This window comes from Martelella radicis (genome assembly GCF_014196625.1).
Lineage (GTDB): Bacteria > Pseudomonadota > Alphaproteobacteria > Rhizobiales > Rhizobiaceae > Martelella > Martelella radicis.
In genome coordinates, this window is the sequence record NZ_JACIDZ010000002.1 from 340,040 (window position 1) to 356,186 (window position 16,147).

Sequence of the window (16,147 nt, forward strand, 5' to 3'; positions counted from 1 at the left end):
ACAACCTGGATAAGCGGCATAATGGCAGTGAATCCCACTTCATGGGGCGTCCTCAGTGCGCGAAATTTGCCATTTATTGTTACATAAACTATTGTTTTATTGTTATTATTTCCGATTTAGGCAACCTTGCATGGATCGCACCAGCGCCCGCTTTTCAGCCGTATTTCGTCTTACAATGCGGGAATCTTCGGTATGGCAAACGCAAAACCCGGCCGTATTGCCGGATCTGCCGGCGCCGAACGGGTCAGCGTTCCAGTTCGAGCACCAGAAGCTGGCCGGACAGCGGGGCATTGTCGAGGATGTCGCGTCCGACGCCGAGCCGTTCGGACGTTATGAACAGACGAGCGCCGTCCGGCCCGCCAAAGGCGAGGCCGCTGGGGCGCGGCACCGGCAGGGCGATCACCTGTTCGATGTCGCCTCCCTCGTCGAGCCGGATAACGCTCCAGCCATCGCGCAATCCGACCCAGATGCGACCGCGACGATCGATGCCAAGGGCCGAAGGCATCCCCGAACCGCGCGGCACCCGGCTGAGCACGAGCGGTGTCTCGCGGCCGCGCTTGAGCGCGTAAACGATGCCTTCCTCGGGGTTGAGCGCATAAAGCGTCTTGCCATCCTTGGCCCAGGCCATGGCGGCAACGGGATGGCCGACGGTCCATTCCGCGGCGAAAGCGCCGCGAGAGGACAGGCGGCCGATCCGCGAACGGCCGCCTTCGCGGCGGCAAGTCCACAAAGCGCCCGAGGCCCCGCGCACGAAAGCGGTTTCCAGCCCGGAAAGCGGCTTGTCGGTGCGCCGGCACTCCTCCTGCAGACCAATGTGGCACCAGTTTCCGTCGCAAACGAGGTCGATGCCGCCGCTGCGGGCCGGAACGACATGGTCGACGGGAGCCGGCGGCCGGCCGACAAGAACGGGCGAGCCGCCTTCCGGCAGTGCGTAGACCGCCGGCGCCAGACGGTCGACCCAGTAGAGGCAGTTCTCGCGTGACGCCCAGACCGGCCAGCCGCCATGGAAGCAGGCCTCCCCGACCGCCATGATGTCACCGCGGATCGGCGCATCCGCCTTGGCCTTGTGGGCCTGTATCAACAGGCTCAGGCGCTGGCCCGCCGCGATCAGATCCGGCGCGAGCTGTTCGACCCGTTCCGGGGTCATGCGGTAGGTCGGCCCGGAAACGCTGATGGCGGCAAGCGGCTGACCGCTGGCATCCAGAAGCGGGACGCCGATGCATCTTGTGCCGGCGATATTCTCCTGATCATCCACCGCGAAACCGCGTTGGCGGATGATGTTGAGCCTCAACTTGAGGGTTTTCGAATCAGTGATCGTGTAGGGCGTTATGGCCTCGAAACGCAGCGTGGACAGGATATGGTCCACCTGCCGGTCGGGCAGAAACGCCAGAAACGCCTTGCCCTGGCTGGTCGCATAGACCGGCTTCGCCTTGCCCATCGCCGCCGTCGAGCTGTTCTCATGCGCGCCGACGGATTTTGCGAGCGACAGCATCTGGTTGCCGGATAGAACCGCGAGATAGGCCGTTTCCCCGGTCATTTCGCGCAGCCGCCGCAGCTCGTCGGCAGCAATCGCCGCAAGATCCTGCTCCGCCCAGACATTCTGGGCGAGGTCAAGATAGTGAAAACCGAGCAGCAGTTTCTGGCCGTCGCGCGCATTGCGCAGGAAGCCGCGCGCGATCAGAGCCGACACGATGCGATAAAGAGTCGATTTGGAAAGCCCTGTCTCGTCCACGAGCTCGCTCACGGACCAGCGGCCCGGCGATGCGCCCACCAGATCGAGAATGTCGCAGGCCTTCATCAGCAAGCCTGCGCCCTGAACCGTTCTTCTCTCGTCGCCGCCCTGTTTCGTCATCCTCACCCCCAAGCATGGCCGATCCGATGATCGCCAACCCATCAATCTCACAATGTGAAACATATACACCGAAATTTAACAATCCCCTCGGCTTGTCCCAGATCGTGATTGACCGGCTGCCGAATTGGGAGAATCTTCCCGGCACGCTGGCGGCCGAAACATCTCCGCCGACGACGTCTCAGGAGGAGAAAGGATCAGCCATGTCGGATGACGCACCCTATAGGGGTATTCCGAACCAGTTCCGCCGCAATATCCTGGACCGCAAGGTGCAGATCGGCTGCTGGTCGGCGCTTGCGAGCCCGATCACCACCGAAGTTCTCGGCTGAGCGGGGTTCGACTGGCTGCTGCTGGACAGCGAGCATGCGCCCAATGACGTGCTGACCCTGATCCCGCAATTGATGGCCCTGAAGGACAGCGTGTCGGCGCCGGTCGTGCGTCCGCAATGGAACGACACGGTGATCATCAAGCGCCTGCTCGACAACGGTTTCTTCAATTTTCTGATCCCGTTCGTGCAGTCGGCGGAAGAGGCGCGAACAGCCGTTGCCGCAACCCGATACCCCCCGAAGGGCGTGCGCGGCGTTTCCGTTTCGCAACGCTCCAACCGCTACGGCCTGGTGCGCGACTACATGGAACTGGTCAACGACAATATCGCCGTTCTGGTACAGATCGAAAGCCCGCAGGCAGTTGAGGCTGCAGCCGAGATCGCCGCCGTTGACGGCGTGGACTGCCTGTTCGTGGGCCCTTCGGACCTGGCGGCCGGCTTCGGTCATCTCGGCGCTCCCTCGCATCCGGAAGTCCAGAACGCCATTGCCCATGTGTTCTCGGTTGCCGCGCAGCATGGCAAGGCATCCGGCATTCTGGCGCCGGCGGAGGCCGATGCCCGGAGATATCTGGAAATGGGCGCGAGCCTCGTCGCCGTCGGCTCCGATCTCGGCGCCTTCCGCTCGGCAACCCAGGCTCTCTTCGACCGGTTCAAGCCAGCGCGAAGCTAAGGCTCCGGTCTATTACGAAAATGACAATCTGAAGGGAAATCAGCGATGACAAAGATCGGTTTCGTCGGGCTCGGCATCATGGGCACCCAGATGGCCGGGCGGCTAGCGGATGCCGGGCACGAAGTTTTCGCCTATGACCGCAAGCCGCTTTCCGAAAGCCTTGCGGCCAAGGGCGTCACGGCTTGCGCCTCTTCAAGGGAGGCGGCAGAGAAATGCGAGGTCTTCATCTGCATCGTGCCGGATACGCCAGATGTCGGCGCGGTTCTGTTCGGCGAAAACGGCGCGGCCGAGGGCCTGAGCGCAGGCAAGACCGTTATCGACATGAGCTCGATCTCTCCGGTGGAGACGAAGGAATACGCGGCCGGGATCGCGGCCCTCGGCTGCGACTATGTCGATGCTCCCGTCTCAGGCGGCGAAGTCGGCGCACGCGAGGGCACGCTGTCGATCATGGTCGGCGCGAAAGACGAGGTGTTCGAACGGGTCCGGCCGCTTTTCGAGATCATGGGCAAGAATGTCACGCTGGTCGGCTCGATCGGCGCCGGCCAGACGGCCAAGGTCGCCAACCAGATGATCGTCGCCATGAATATCGAGGCCGTCGCCGAGGCGCTTCTATTTGCCGCGCGCGCCGGCGTTGATCCCGAACGGGTACGCCAAGCGATCTCCGGCGGCTTCGCATCGTCGAAGATCCTGGAGCTCCATGGCGCGCGCATGATCAACCGAACCTTCGACCCCGGCTTTCGCATCAATCTGCACCAGAAGGATCTCAACCTGGCGCTCAGCGCCGGTCGCCAGATGGGACTTTCGCTTCCGAACACGGCAACCTGCCAGGAACTCTTCAACGCCTGCGCCGCCCGCGGCGGCAGCGGCTGGGATCATTCCGCCATGGTCAGGGCGCTCGAACTTCTGGCGGATTTCGAAATCGGCCAGAACTGACAGGCCTTCGCAACCGAGCTGGCCGCGCAAGAACACCTGCCGAGAACCATCGGGAACCCGCCATGCGCGGTTCCCGTTTTTTTTCGCTCCGCGGCCGGGTGACCTCCCAACCGGCGACTTCGCGCCATCTCGACACGGGCCCCGTGCTGTACATCCGGGATCTTGAAGCCTGACGGGACCTACAGCATCGGCCCGAAAATCGGAATCGGTTTTCGGAAAGCACCATGCGTAGATTCAATAGGTTAGAGTGTCCTTTGTACATCCGAACGGATGCACGGCGCTCTAGCTCGCGCGGCTGGCAAGCTGGGTGCTGAGACCCTTTCTGAGACTCGGCACGGCGACGATGTAGTCGACCTCGTTCTCGCGATAGGCCTTCAGAAACTTGTAATAGTCCTTGAAGACGAGGCAGCCATGGGAATCGCCAGGCGTGCGCAGCATGTAGGTATGAGCCAGAATGCCCGTGCGCCCCAGCGGATTGGTGCCGTCGACCGAGGTCATGCGCAAAGCCGGAACGCCGTGAAACAGCGATTCCCGCATCGACAGCCTGTAGGTGGCCGCCGGCACTGCGCCGGCCATCTTCACATGGGTATGGTTCGGGTCGTCGCGGTACTTGCCGCGGCCCGAATGAGCCTCCATCACCTCACCGTCTGGCATGTAGACCTTGCCGGCGGCAATATCATAGACCGCCACCTTCGATGTGCGTTCCGGCACTTCGCCGAAAATGCCATCAAGACCGTCATGGCCGAAATCGGCATAGGCAAGTGTCAGGCCTGCCGGACGTTTCTCCGGCGTGGGAACCTCGCCGGGCGCAAGGCGCGAGTCATCGGCACCCTGCAGCACGAGCTTGAAAGCCCCGCCCGCACTGTCGTCCGCGCCGCCGCCCGGGGAAACGGCGGCAAACGCCGTGCTTGGCGCGATCGTGGCCGGGCCCGGCGTTCTTGAAAGCGCCTTCGGCATCAGTTCCGGCGGTACGCCGGCAAGAGCGATCTCGCTTCCGGCATTATCGGCAATCTGTTCGGCAACCATCTTGCGCTGCAGGACAGTGAGCGCCGTCTGGCCGCTCCGTTCAAGCTTCGGCTTGAGATAGGACAGGCGCACATCCTCGGCCTTCAGCCCCTTGGCACGGGCCTGGCCTTCGCGGGCGGCAAGAAGCCGCGATACCTTGGCGCTCTGGGCACGTTCGGGTGTCTTGAAGGCCGGGTTGAGCGTCAGGCCAAGCCCGGCTGTTGAGGAAAGCTGCGGCTTGGCGACCGTTGCCGAAATGATCGGCGAAGCTGCGATCATCGCGATCGCGCCGCCTGTCACGAGCAGGAAGGCGGCCGCCGTTGCAAGCCGGGTCATGCGGCTTTTGCCGCCGCCGCGAATGGACGAATTTCGATACTTTCTCGACGTCACGAGGCACACTTCCTACGCATTACTCAAAGACGGTGTGTCTGTTCTCAGCCGGTAAATTACTGCACTCAGGGTAAATTTTTCATTACCCGGCCCTGAACCCGTCCGCTTCGCGATCATCGCTCGGCGCCCCGCGCCTGGAACCTTTCCGCTCCCGGGCGCGTTCAGACATTGAGCTTTATTGTGTGGCAAGGAAGCCGCGAGAAAATCCGCTTTCATGCAGATGCCTTTCGTTATCCGAATGATCCCGTAAGGACGCTAACGTTCGCGTCAGTTTTCGTCCAACCTGCCGGTATTTGCAAAAAAGGGACAAAATACGGCCGCGACGGGAAAACGGCCTCCAAGCCTCATGGCCGAGGAATGGGCAGCGCGGAAAACACCGGGAATTCAATCCGCCCTAGGCATGCCGAGACTTGCGGCGGGTCCTGTTTGCGTTCAATATCCGCCCGACCGGCCTGAAGCCGGCTATTTTCAGACCGCTGATTGCATAACAAAACGCGGACCGATTTGACAAGTCTGGCCTGCCTGGAGCCGGTTGGCCGCGCATTGATCCATTTTCGGCCATGAGGCTTCGATTTGGTTGAGAACTTCCATCTCTACGCCACGCTGGCAATTATCGCCGGAACGATTCTCCTCTATGCGCTCGACCGATTTCCGATCGAGAATATATCGCTTGCGGCGATTGCGCTGCTTCTCGTCCTCTTCGGCACCTTTCCCTATCGGCCGGAAGGCGGGCAGGCGATCACGCCCGAGGCGCTCCTGTCCGGTTTTGCCTCGCCGGCTCTGATCACCGTTCTGGCACTTTTGATCGTCGGCAAGGGATTGTTCGCGACGGACGCGCTGGAAGGGGTCACCAACCGGATCGGCCGGATGTATGGCGGCAATCCGCGCCTCTCGATCGCCATCATTCTCGTTGTCGCCGGCATCACCTCCGCCTTCCTTAACAACACGCCGGTCGTGGTCATCTTCATCCCGGTGCTGACATCGCTTGCCGCCCGCTTCCGCCTGCCGGCCTACCAGATCTTCATGCCGCTTTCCTTCATCACCATTCTCGGCGGCATGACGACGATGATCGGATCGTCCACCAACCTGATCGCCGCCGGCATGGCTGCCAAGGAAGGCCTGGAGATCGGCTTTTTCGAAATCACCGGCATGGGTATGATCCTCGCCGGGATCGGCTATCTTTACGTGCTTTTCGTCCTGCCCCGCATTCTTGGCAGCGAGCGTTCGGAGCAGAAATCCGGGCTTGAAAGCTCGGGGACACAGTTTCTGGGCGAAATCGTGTTGCAGTCTTCCAGCCGTTTCGTCGGCGACAGCGCGCGCTCGGGTTTCTTTCCAAACCTGACGCCGATGGCGCTGCATGCGCTGATCCGTGAAGGCACGGTCTTGCTGCCGCCCTATGATGACGGGCTGACGCTTCGTGCCGGCGACCGGCTGCAGATGACAGGGACGCGCAAGGCCTTCATGGACATGTTGGCCAAGGGCGAGATCAGCCTGTCGGCGCCGCCGGACGGAACCATTCCGGCAACGGAAAGAAAGGTGGGGCCGCATTACCATCTGGCCGAGGCCGTCATTGCGCCGGGATCGCTTTTCGAGGGACGTTCAGTCCGTTTCAGCGGCGTCCAGCAGCGCTTCAACGTCACCGTCTTCGGCGTCCGGCGCAAGAGTCGCATGGCGCGCGCGCCGCTGGCGCAGCTGAGGTTCGAGGCCGGCGACACGCTTCTGATCGGCGGCCATGAAGACGACATCATGTCGATGCGCGGCAATCACGACCTGCTGCTCCTTGAACATTCGGCCGAAAGCGTGCCGCCGAGAGACAAGGCGCTGATCGCGAGTTCTCTGTTTGCGGCCATCGTCATCTTCTCGGCCACCGGGCTTTCGCCCATGGTGGTCAACGCCGTGGCGGGCGCGCTGCTGATGATCGTGTTCGGCTGCCTCACCTTCCAGCAGGCGGCGCGCGCCTTCGACCGCCAGATTTTCCTGCTCGTGGGGGCATCGATCGCCATGGCCACAGCGCTCGAGGCAACCGGCGGTGCGCGGCTGATCGCCGAAAGCATCGTCGGGCTGGGCGGCGGAACGTCCGCGCCAATCATTCTGGCCTGTCTGTTCGTCGGCGTCGCATTGTTGACGAATGTGCTGTCGAACAATGCCGCGTCCGCGCTGTTCATTCCAATCGCCCTCGACATGGCGCGGCGCATCGGGGCGCCGCCGGAAGTCTTCGCGGCCGCCGTCATCTATGCGGCAAACTGTTCGTTCGCCACGCCGATCGCCTATCAGACCAACCTCATGGTCATGGGTCCGGGCCACTACGGTTTCGGCGACTTCCTGCGCGCCGGCCTGCCGCTGATCGCCATCATCACCATCGCCTTCTCGCTTCTGGCCCCATGGTATTACGGGCTCTGAGGCGGCTTCGACTTGCCTTCGGCACTGTTTGACAGCCTCAGTTCATGCTCGTCCAGTCGGCGGATTTGCAGATCAGCTTGCCGAGCACGCAGCCGCGCGTGCGCATTGCCGCGCCGTCAAGCGAGATTTCCATGGAATAGGTCAGTCCGCGCCGGACATCGCGGGCCTTGCCCTCATAGCGCGATTGCGAAACCGGCTCGACATCCATGACAAGCTTGTCTCCGACCTTCTCGTGGCGCGTTCCGGGCTTGACCCAGATATTGGTGGCGCAGAGATCATCGCCGCAGCGGTCAACGCGCACCTGCGCTTTGCCGTCGCCGCGCGCCCACACGCCCGTGAGCTCGGACGCTTCGGCAAGACAGGGCAAAGCCGCCAATGGCAGGGCAAACAATAGTCCGGTTCTGCTGGTCACTTTCGTTCTCCTCACATAACGCTACGAAGAGATACGCAAGAGCGGACGGACTGGTTCAGTCGCCCGCGTTTTTATAGTCGAGGCCGATATCGAGAACCGGCGCTGAATGGGTGAGCCAGCCGATGGAAATGAGGTCGACGCCGGCTTCGGCGACAGCGCCCGCCGTTTCCGGCGTAATGCCGCCGGAGGCTTCGGTCACCGCCCGGTCGCCGACGATTGCGACTGCCCGCCTGAGCGTTTCAGGCGTCATGTTGTCGAGCAGCACGGCATCGGCGCCCACCGCCATCGCCTGTTCCAGCTGGTCGAGCGTATCGACCTCCACCTCGATCTTCACCATATGCCCGGCGTTCTCCTTGGCGCGGAGAATGGCGGTCTTGATATCGCCGGCAATGGCGATGTGATTGTCCTTGATCAGCACGGCATCGGCCAGCGAGAAACGGTGATTGCCGCCGCCGCCTGCCTTGACCGCGTATTTCTCCAGCGCCCTCAGCCCCGGCGTCGTCTTGCGGGTGCAGACAATGCTGGCGCCGGTGCCGGCGACGGCATCGACAATGGTGCGCGTGACGGTGGCGATGCCGGAAAGATGGCCGAGAAAATTGAGCGCCGTGCGTTCGCCGGTCAAAAGCGCGCGCGACGGCCCGGTGACGGTGGCGATCGTGGCGCCCGCCGCAACCGTCTCTCCGTCTTCCACGTGGCGCGCCATGCGGATGTCCGGGTCGACAAGGGCGAAGGCGAGCGCTGCGGCATCGAGCCCGGCAATCACGCCCTCCTTGCGCGCGGCCATCACCACCGTTGAGCGATGGCCGGCAGGAATGACGGCATTCGCGGTGACATCGCCGGCAAGACCGAGGTCTTCCTCAAGCGCACGGCGCACGGCGGGTTCGATGATCAGGCGGGGAAGCGGTGCCGGCATGTCAGGCGCTCCTTCGGTATGGGGTATGGCAAAGCGCGTGCGCCGCGCCGAGGATTTCCTGCAGCGTCATGACCTGCCGTTCGGGCTGCGGCCGCTTCAGCGGGAAATCGCTGCGGGCATGGCCGCCGCGCGACTCCTCCCGCCGATGGGCGAAGACGGCGACCGAAAGCGCGACCAGCGCCGGATCGGCTGCAGCCTCTTCCCCCTCGACCAGCGGCAGCAGGGCTTCGATGGCCCGGGCGAGCCCCTCTCCCGAGCGCAGCACGCCGAGCGTTTGCGAAACGACATCCCGCACGACGCCGATTTCGGCCGGCACGGGAAGGCGGGCCGAAGGCAACGGCCGGCCCGATGCCTCCGGCAGACGCGAGATATCGCGGGCGGCGGCAAGGCCGCACACGGCAGCTTCCAACAGCGAGTTGCTGGCAAGCCGGTTGGCCCCGTGAAGCCCGGTGGCAGCGCATTCGCCGACGGCCCAGAGGCCGGCCACGCTCGAGCGTGCGCGGTGATCGACGGCGATGCCGCCCATGGCATAGTGCTCGGCCGGACGCACGGGGATGGGCTCTTCGGCCGGATTGATGCCGGCTTTGGCACAGATTGCCGAAATCGCCGGAAAACGGGCGGCAAAGCCGCGCCCGAGCGCCTGCCTGGCGTCAAGATACACCCCGCCGCCGCGCCCGATCTCCGCGGCGATCGCGCGGGCGACCACGTCGCGCGGCGCAAGCTCGGCGCCAGGCGTCGCCGCGAGAAAGCGTTCGCCCTTCTCGTTGACGAGTATGGCGCCCTCGCCGCGCACCGCCTCGCTGATCAGCGGCAGCGGGCGCAGGTCGGTGGCAAGCGCAGTCGGGTGGAACTGGACGAATTCCATATCGGCAAGGAGAGCGCCGACGCGGGCGGCCAGCATCACGCCCTGGCCGAAATTGCCGGGCGGATTGGTGGAGATGTCGTAGAGCCCGCCAATGCCGCCGGTCGCGATCACCACGCGGCTGGTCGGGATGGTCAGCGGTTCGCCGTTGCGGGTCGCGACAATGCCGCAGACCGCGCCGTCGGCAACCAGCAGCCGCCTCACCTCGGTATCGGCCATGACGGTGATGGAAGGCGTTTCCGCAACAGCCTTGGTCAGCGCGGCGATGACCGCAGCGCCCGTCGCATCGCCGCCGGCATGCAGGATGCGCCGACGCGCATGGGCCGCTTCCAGGCCGAAGGCGAGCCGGCCATCGGCATCACGGTCGAAGACAACGCCATGGCGCTCGAGAAAACCGATCGCTTCCGGCGCAGAGGCGAGGATCGCCTCGGCTGCCTGCCGGTCGCAAAGCCCGTCGCCTGCGGCAAGCGTGTCCTCAAGATGAAGCGCGGCGCTGTCATCATCGCCAAGGGCTGCGGCAATGCCGCCCTGGGCCCTGCCGGTGGAGGTTTCGCCGCCGGCCGCCGCCTTCGTCACCAGCATCACCAGACGCGGTGCCAGGGCCAGCGCCGTCACCAGCCCGCCAATGCCCGAACCGATGACGACGACGGGCGCGCTCATACCGCGAGCATCCGTTCGACCGCGCGCCGCGCATCGGCGGCGATCTCCGGGTCGACGGTGACTTCGTGGCGGTTTTCTTCCAGGGCAGCGCGGATATTGGCAAGCGAGATGCGCTTCATGTGCGGACAGAGATTGCAGGGCCGGACGAAATCGACATCGGGGTGCTGAACCGAGACATTGTCACTCATCGAGCATTCCGTCAGAAGCACGACGCGGCCGGGCTTTGCCGAGCCGACATAATCGGACATGCCGGCGGTCGAACCGGAGAAATCGGCCTCGGCAACGACATCCGGCGGGCATTCGGGATGGGCGATGATGGTGACCCCCGGCCACGCGGCCCGCATCTCGCGCACATCCTCGGCGGTGAAAAGCTCATGTACCTCGCAGTGGCCATGCCAGGCGATCAGCTCGATATCGGTCTCGCGGGCGATGTTTTTTGCGAGATACTCATCCGGCAGCATCAGCACCTTGGGCACGCCGAGGGATTCAACGACGCGTTTCGCATTGCCCGAGGTGCAGCAGATGTCGGACGCGGCTTTGACGGCGGCGGACGTGTTGACATAGGTGACCACCGGCACGCCGGGATGGGCCTGACGCAGAAGCGCGATGTCCTCCGGTGTGATGGAGTCGGCCAGCGAGCAGCCGGCGCCCATGTCGGGGATCAGCACCGTCTTTTCCGGGTTCAGGAGTTTCGCGGTCTCGGCCATGAAATGAACGCCGGCCAGCACGATCACATCCGCCTCGACCTTGGTTGCCTCGCGCGCCAGCGCCAGGCTGTCGCCGACGATATCGGCGACGCCATGGAAGATCTCCGGCGTCTGGTAGTTATGCGCCAGGATCACGGCGTTCCTTTCCCGCTTCAGGCGCAGGATGGCGTCGATATCATCCTCGAAGGAAAGCCATTCGGCCTTGGGCACCACATGGGCAACGCGGTCATAGAGCGCGGCGGCAGAGAGGGGGGCATTCATCGGCACGTCCTCCTTAAGGCGGCGCGGTTCCCCACGCCAGTTAATACTCAATTAGAGTATATCTTGGGCGCGAGTCATAAACCCATGTCTGTGCGGTGTCAATTGTGGGCTTTGATCGGGGTCAGAGCGGCGGCTTGCACCCCTGTCACATCCGCGCGACGGGCAGCCTCGAGCCGGAAAGGGCGCGTTCCTCGCGCACCGCATGGCGGTAGCGGAAGAGCTTGGCCGGGCGGCCGCCGGTCCCGCTCGTCGTCTCGCCGGTTTCCTCGATCAGCTGCTGCTGGTCGATCTGGCGGCGGAAGTTCGGCTTGTGCAGCGTCAGCCCCGCAAGCGCCTCGACGCCCTTTTGCAACTGAAGCAGCGTGAAGCATTCGGGCATGAGCTCGAAGATCACCGGCCGGTATTTGATCTTGGCGCGCAGCCGGGCAATGCCGGTGGCAAGGATGCGGCGATGATCAGCGGCCATCGGCCTTCCGAACCAGAAGGCCGGGGCAAGGCCTGCCTCGGCGATCAGTCCGGCCTCATACATCAGCTCGTAACGCTGCAGCACCAGTTCCTCGTTCCAGGCCATGCCGTTGAGGCCGAAGGCGAATTCGAGGCGATGGCGGCGCGCGGCGCGGCCGGGCCGTTCGCTCGCGGCCCACTGGCTGAGCATGTCCGTGACCTGTTCCAGGATTTCGGGCCGGCCGGCGCGCAGGTCCTCCCAGGGGAAATAGCTGTACCAGTCCTTCCACAACGGCCCGCCGCTTCCCGGCGGCGGCTGCTCGCGCACAAGCCCCAGATAGCTGATCGAGATCGTCCTGTGGTCGCCGGGATCAAAGCCTCGATCGCGATCGGCAAAGGTGTAGAGCTGCTCGAGATAACCGACCGGATGGCCCGTCTGGCTTTCCACCCAGGCCCGAAGCCCGGCCTGCAGGCTGCTATGCGCGCTCTCGAACGGGCCCGATGGCAACGCCTTTCCCATCGCAACGGTCATCACCCGCGGCGCGTCATCCGTCAGCGCTGTCAGGACGGCAATCAGTTCGGGATGGGCAAGGGCCTCGGTCACGGGCACTCCGTCGGTTGGGCTTGATCATTGGCCGTAACACCAAATGAAGGTGCCGCCAAGCCAGGCCTCAGGCGAGCACCGCGACAAGGCGTGGGCGCACCCGTTCGTCGACGGCGTCGAGTTCTTCGATCGCAAACCATTTCGCGTCATGCACTTCCAGGAGGTCCGGGTTCAGCGCGCCCGAGACCCTTGAGGCAAAGCGGATATCGAGATGGTAATGCTCGGGCTCGCCTTTCCTGGGGTTTTCCGGAATGCGATGCAGGTCGATGCTGACGGGTCTCGCGTCACCGGCCAGTGCGGCGATAAGTCCCGTTTCCTCCAGGCATTCGCGCGTCGCCGCCTGCTGTGCGGTTTCACCCGCATCCACGTGTCCACCCGGCTGGAACCATTTTCCTGACGCGCGGTGATGGATGAATGCGGTCCGGGCAAGATCATGCGAAAGCGCAAACAGCGACGCTGTCACATGCACTGGATAGGTATTGCGGCTGGTAAAATCATTCTCGCCTTCAATGAAATGGCAGTATTGCGTCGCATGACGGGTATCGTAGGCGGCGATCAACTGATAAAATCGTTGCTGCAATGTCACGTAAAACGCTCCGTCCGGTTGACCCTTGGCAGTTCGGCGCCTGGCACGGCGGCTTCGCGCAGGACTGTGGAAAGCAATCATCTTAAAGAGCGGGCCGCAACTTCAGAAACAGAATTGCGCCGAAGCGGCCTTATTTTTACGAAAACGTGAATTAAGCGGATTCGAGAGCTATTTCAGCAGCTTGCCGTTTGATCAAATCGTCGGCGCATGAGCTTTTTGATTGCATGGTCAAAAAAAAACGATAGTCTCGCCATTAGTGTGGCAGCCGTGGTTGGGAACGGCGCCATGCGCATGACTTTCGTGTGCGCCAGGTACCTGTAACGATGCCGGCTGGCGCCGATGCGGCATTGATCCGTTGCGGCTGACATATTCTTTATGGTCGTGCGGGTTTCATGGAGGATCGGTCTCGTTGAAAAGCCGGTCCGATGACCAACAAGGGGAAAATGATGAAAAAACTGAAGGCTTTGGCGCTCGCCACGAGCTTCTTCGTAGCGCTTGGCGGTGCGGCCAGCGCGAAGACTCTTGTCTATTGCTCGGAAGGCTCGCCGGAAGGTTTCGATCCGGCGCCCTATACGTCCGGCACGACCTTCGACGCTGCGTCGCGCACCGTCTATAACCGTCTTGCGGAATTCAAGCACGGCTCCACCGAAGTCGAGCCCGGTCTTGCCGAAAGCTGGGACGTGTCCGATGACGGTCTGGAATACACCTTCCACCTGCGTCCGGGCGTCAAATTCCAGACGACCGACTATTTCACGCCCTCGCGCGAGATGAATGCCGACGACGTCATCTTCTCCTTCATGCGCCAGATGGATGAGACCAGCCCCTGGTACCAGTATGCGCCGGGCATCTCCTGGGAATATTTCAACGGCATGTCGATGCCGGACCTGATCAAGAGCATCGACAAGGTCGACGACATGACGGTCAAGTTCGTGCTCAACCGTCCTGAAGCGCCTATGATCGCGAACCTTGCCATGGACTTCGCCTCGATCGTTTCCAAGGAATATGCCGATCAGCTCGCAGAAGCCGGCACGATGGAGCAGTTCAACCAGAAGCCGGTCGGCACGGGTCCGTTCACCTTCGTCAACTACCAGCAGGATGCCGTCATCCGCTACAAGGCCAATCCGGACTACTTCAAGGGTCAGCAGGCAATCGACAACCTGATCTTCGCGATCACCACCGATGCCGCCGTGCGTCGCCAGAAGCTTGAAGCCGGCGAATGCCACATCATGCCCTATCCGTCGCCCGCCGATCTGGAAGCGCTGGAAGCCAATGACGACCTGACGGTGATGGAGAAGGAAGGCCTGAACGTCGGCTACCTCGCCTACAACACCAAGGTTGCGCCCTTCGACAATCCGAAGGTCCGCAAGGCGCTGAACATGGCGATCGACAAGGAAGCCATTCTGGAATCGGTCTTCCAGGGCGCCGGCGAAGTGGCCAAGAACCCGATCCCGCCGACCATGTGGTCCTATAACGATGCTGTCGAAGACGACCCCTACGATCCGGAAGGCGCAAAGGCCATGCTGGAAGAGGAAGGCGTCACCGATCTTTCGATGAAGATCTGGGCAATGCCGGTGCAGCGTCCCTATAACCCGAACGCCCGCCGCATGGCCGAGCTGATGCAGGCCGACCTGGCGGAAGTCGGCGTCGACGCCGAAGTCGTCTCCTATGAATGGGGCGAATATCTGGCCCGTTCCTCGGCTGAAGACCGTGACGGCGCCGTGCTTCTCGGCTGGACCGGCGACAATGGCGACCCGGACAACTTCCTCGCCGTTCTGCTCGGCTGCGACGCTGTCGGCGGTTCCAACCGCGCGCAGTGGTGCTACCAGCCCTTCGAGGACCTGATCCAGAAGGCCAAGATCACCTCCGACACCGAAGAGCGCACCGCGCTTTACGAAGAGGCACAGGTCGTCTTCAAGGAACAGGCGCCGTGGAACACGATCGCCCATTCCAAGGTGTTCATGCCGATGTCGACCGCGGTTGAAGGCTTCGTCATGGATCCGCTCGGTTACCACCGCTTCGACGATGTGACCATCAACGAATAAGAATAAACGTTCACGCTTTGGGGCCGGGAAAACCGGCCCCTTCGCAATCAAGGCGTAAGACGCATTATGCTCAGATTTCTCTTCAGCAAGCTGCTGCTGATCGTCCCGACCTTTATCGGGATCACCATTGTTGCCTTCGGTTTTGTGCGTGTCCTGCCCGGCGATCCCGTCCTGCTTCTGGCCGGCGAACGCGGCATGGACCCCGACCGTTACCAGGCGCTTCTCCATCAGTTCGGCTATGATCGCCCGATCGTCGTCCAGTATCTGGACTATGTCTGGGGCCTGCTGCACGGCGATTTCGGCATCTCGATCTCCACCAAGCAACCGGTGTTCCAGGAATTCCTGAACCTGTTTCCGGCGACCGCGGAACTCGCCATCTGCGCCATGCTGCTGGCAATCATCATCGGCATTCCCGCCGGCATCCTCTCTGCCGTCAAGCGCGGTTCGGTGTTCGATCAGGCGACCATGGGCATTGCGCTCACCGGCTATTCCATGCCGATCTTCTGGTGGGGCCTGCTGCTGATCATCCTGTTCTCCGGCATTCTGGGCTGGACGCCGGTCTCGGGCCGGATCTCGCTGCTCTACTATTTCCCCTCGGTCACCGGCTTCATGACGATCGACTCGCTGCTGTCGGGTGAAAAGGGCGCCTTCACCTCGGCGGTCTCGCACCTGATCCTGCCGTCCATCGTGCTGGCCACCATTCCGCTCGCCGTGATCGCGCGACAGACGCGTTCGGCCATGCTGGAAGTGCTCGGCGAGGATTATGTGCGCACGGCCCGCGCCAAGGGGCTTTCGGCAAAGCGCGTCATCGGCGTTCACGCGCTCAGAAACGCGATGATCCCGGTCATCACCACGATCGGTCTGCAGATCGGCATGCTGATGGCCGGCGCGATCCTGACGGAGACGATCTTCTCCTGGCCCGGCATCGGCAAGTGGATGATCGATTCCATTTCCAGACGCGACTATCCGGTCGTCCAGGGCGGGTTGGTTCTGATTGCCGCCCTCGTCATGTTCGTCAATCTGGTGGTCGACCTGCTTTACGGTCTGATCAACCCCCGTATCCGTCACCAGTAGGAGCTCAGCC

Annotated in this window: 13 protein-coding genes and 1 pseudogene; 6 read left to right on the forward strand and 8 right to left on the reverse strand. The window is 62.9% G+C overall.

The features are described from left to right. Window positions 1-244: 244 nt before the first annotated feature. Entirely contained in the window at window positions 245-1,852 is a 1,608-nt protein-coding gene (locus GGR30_RS05165) for an IclR family transcriptional regulator domain-containing protein (protein WP_183483218.1), read from the reverse strand. A 200-nt stretch (window positions 1,853-2,052) separates the two neighbouring features. On the opposite strand from GGR30_RS05165, the gene GGR30_RS23525 reads away from it, so the two are divergent. The 3 genes and pseudogenes from GGR30_RS23525 to GGR30_RS05175 all read left to right on the forward strand — a co-directional run bounded on the left by GGR30_RS23525 (window position 2,053) and on the right by GGR30_RS05175 (window position 3,777). Next, complete coding sequence (locus GGR30_RS23525) at window positions 2,053-2,178, forward strand: hypothetical protein (protein WP_281378103.1); 126 nt, start codon at window positions 2,053-2,055, stop codon at window positions 2,176-2,178. Window positions 2,179-2,190: 12 nt separating this feature from the next. Continuing rightward, window positions 2,191-2,844, forward strand: a pseudogene (locus GGR30_RS05170) (aldolase/citrate lyase family protein); the annotation flags it as partial. A gap of 45 nt (window positions 2,845-2,889) precedes the next feature. Further along, window positions 2,890-3,777 (forward strand): 2-hydroxy-3-oxopropionate reductase, encoded by an 888-nt coding sequence (locus tag GGR30_RS05175; RefSeq protein ID WP_183483221.1) that lies wholly within the window; start codon window positions 2,890-2,892, stop codon window positions 3,775-3,777. Window positions 3,778-4,059: 282 nt separating this feature from the next. Here the strand turns inward: GGR30_RS05175 and GGR30_RS05180 are convergent, their stop codons facing one another. Next, complete coding sequence (locus GGR30_RS05180; protein WP_183483223.1) at window positions 4,060-5,118, reverse strand: DUF2778 domain-containing protein; 1,059 nt, start codon at window positions 5,116-5,118, stop codon at window positions 4,060-4,062. Between the two features lie 627 nt (window positions 5,119-5,745). On the opposite strand from GGR30_RS05180, the gene GGR30_RS05185 reads away from it, so the two are divergent. Then, window positions 5,746-7,572: an SLC13 family permease gene (locus GGR30_RS05185; protein WP_183483225.1), complete on the forward strand. Its 1,827-nt coding sequence runs from the start codon at window positions 5,746-5,748 to the stop codon at window positions 7,570-7,572. Between the two features lie 37 nt (window positions 7,573-7,609). On the opposite strand, the gene GGR30_RS05190 is transcribed toward GGR30_RS05185, so the two are convergent. The 6 genes from GGR30_RS05190 to GGR30_RS05215 all read right to left on the reverse strand — a co-directional run bounded on the left by GGR30_RS05190 (window position 7,610) and on the right by GGR30_RS05215 (window position 13,015). Further along, a complete protein-coding gene (locus GGR30_RS05190) occupies window positions 7,610-7,984 on the reverse strand; it encodes a DUF2147 domain-containing protein (protein ID WP_343066470.1) in 375 nt (124 codons plus the stop codon). A 55-nt stretch (window positions 7,985-8,039) separates the two neighbouring features. Further along, entirely contained in the window at window positions 8,040-8,897 is an 858-nt protein-coding gene (nadC, locus tag GGR30_RS05195) for a carboxylating nicotinate-nucleotide diphosphorylase (RefSeq protein ID WP_210287940.1), read from the reverse strand. Between the two features lies 1 nt (window position 8,898). Beyond that, window positions 8,899-10,419, reverse strand: coding sequence for an L-aspartate oxidase (locus GGR30_RS05200; RefSeq protein ID WP_183483227.1), 1,521 nt, complete (start codon window positions 10,417-10,419; stop codon window positions 8,899-8,901). Continuing rightward, window positions 10,416-11,387, reverse strand: coding sequence for a quinolinate synthase NadA (nadA, locus tag GGR30_RS05205; RefSeq protein WP_183483229.1), 972 nt, complete (start codon window positions 11,385-11,387; stop codon window positions 10,416-10,418). The genes GGR30_RS05200 and nadA overlap by 4 nt, the downstream gene beginning before the upstream one ends. A gap of 145 nt (window positions 11,388-11,532) precedes the next feature. Continuing rightward, window positions 11,533-12,435: an NrtR DNA-binding winged helix domain-containing protein gene (locus GGR30_RS05210; protein ID WP_183483231.1), complete on the reverse strand. Its 903-nt coding sequence runs from the start codon at window positions 12,433-12,435 to the stop codon at window positions 11,533-11,535. A gap of 67 nt (window positions 12,436-12,502) precedes the next feature. Beyond that, the gene (locus tag GGR30_RS05215; RefSeq protein WP_183483233.1) at window positions 12,503-13,015 is read right to left on the reverse strand and encodes an NUDIX hydrolase; all 513 of its coding nucleotides are present in this window, start codon (window positions 13,013-13,015) and stop codon (window positions 12,503-12,505) included. 452 nt (window positions 13,016-13,467) lie between these two features. On the opposite strand from GGR30_RS05215, the gene GGR30_RS05220 reads away from it, so the two are divergent. Both GGR30_RS05220 and GGR30_RS05225 read left to right on the forward strand, forming a co-directional pair. After that, the gene (locus GGR30_RS05220) at window positions 13,468-15,063 is read left to right on the forward strand and encodes an ABC transporter substrate-binding protein (RefSeq protein ID WP_183483235.1); all 1,596 of its coding nucleotides are present in this window, start codon (window positions 13,468-13,470) and stop codon (window positions 15,061-15,063) included. A 66-nt stretch (window positions 15,064-15,129) separates the two neighbouring features. Continuing rightward, window positions 15,130-16,137, forward strand: coding sequence for an ABC transporter permease subunit (locus GGR30_RS05225; protein WP_183483237.1), 1,008 nt, complete (start codon window positions 15,130-15,132; stop codon window positions 16,135-16,137). Window positions 16,138-16,147 lie beyond the last annotated feature (10 nt).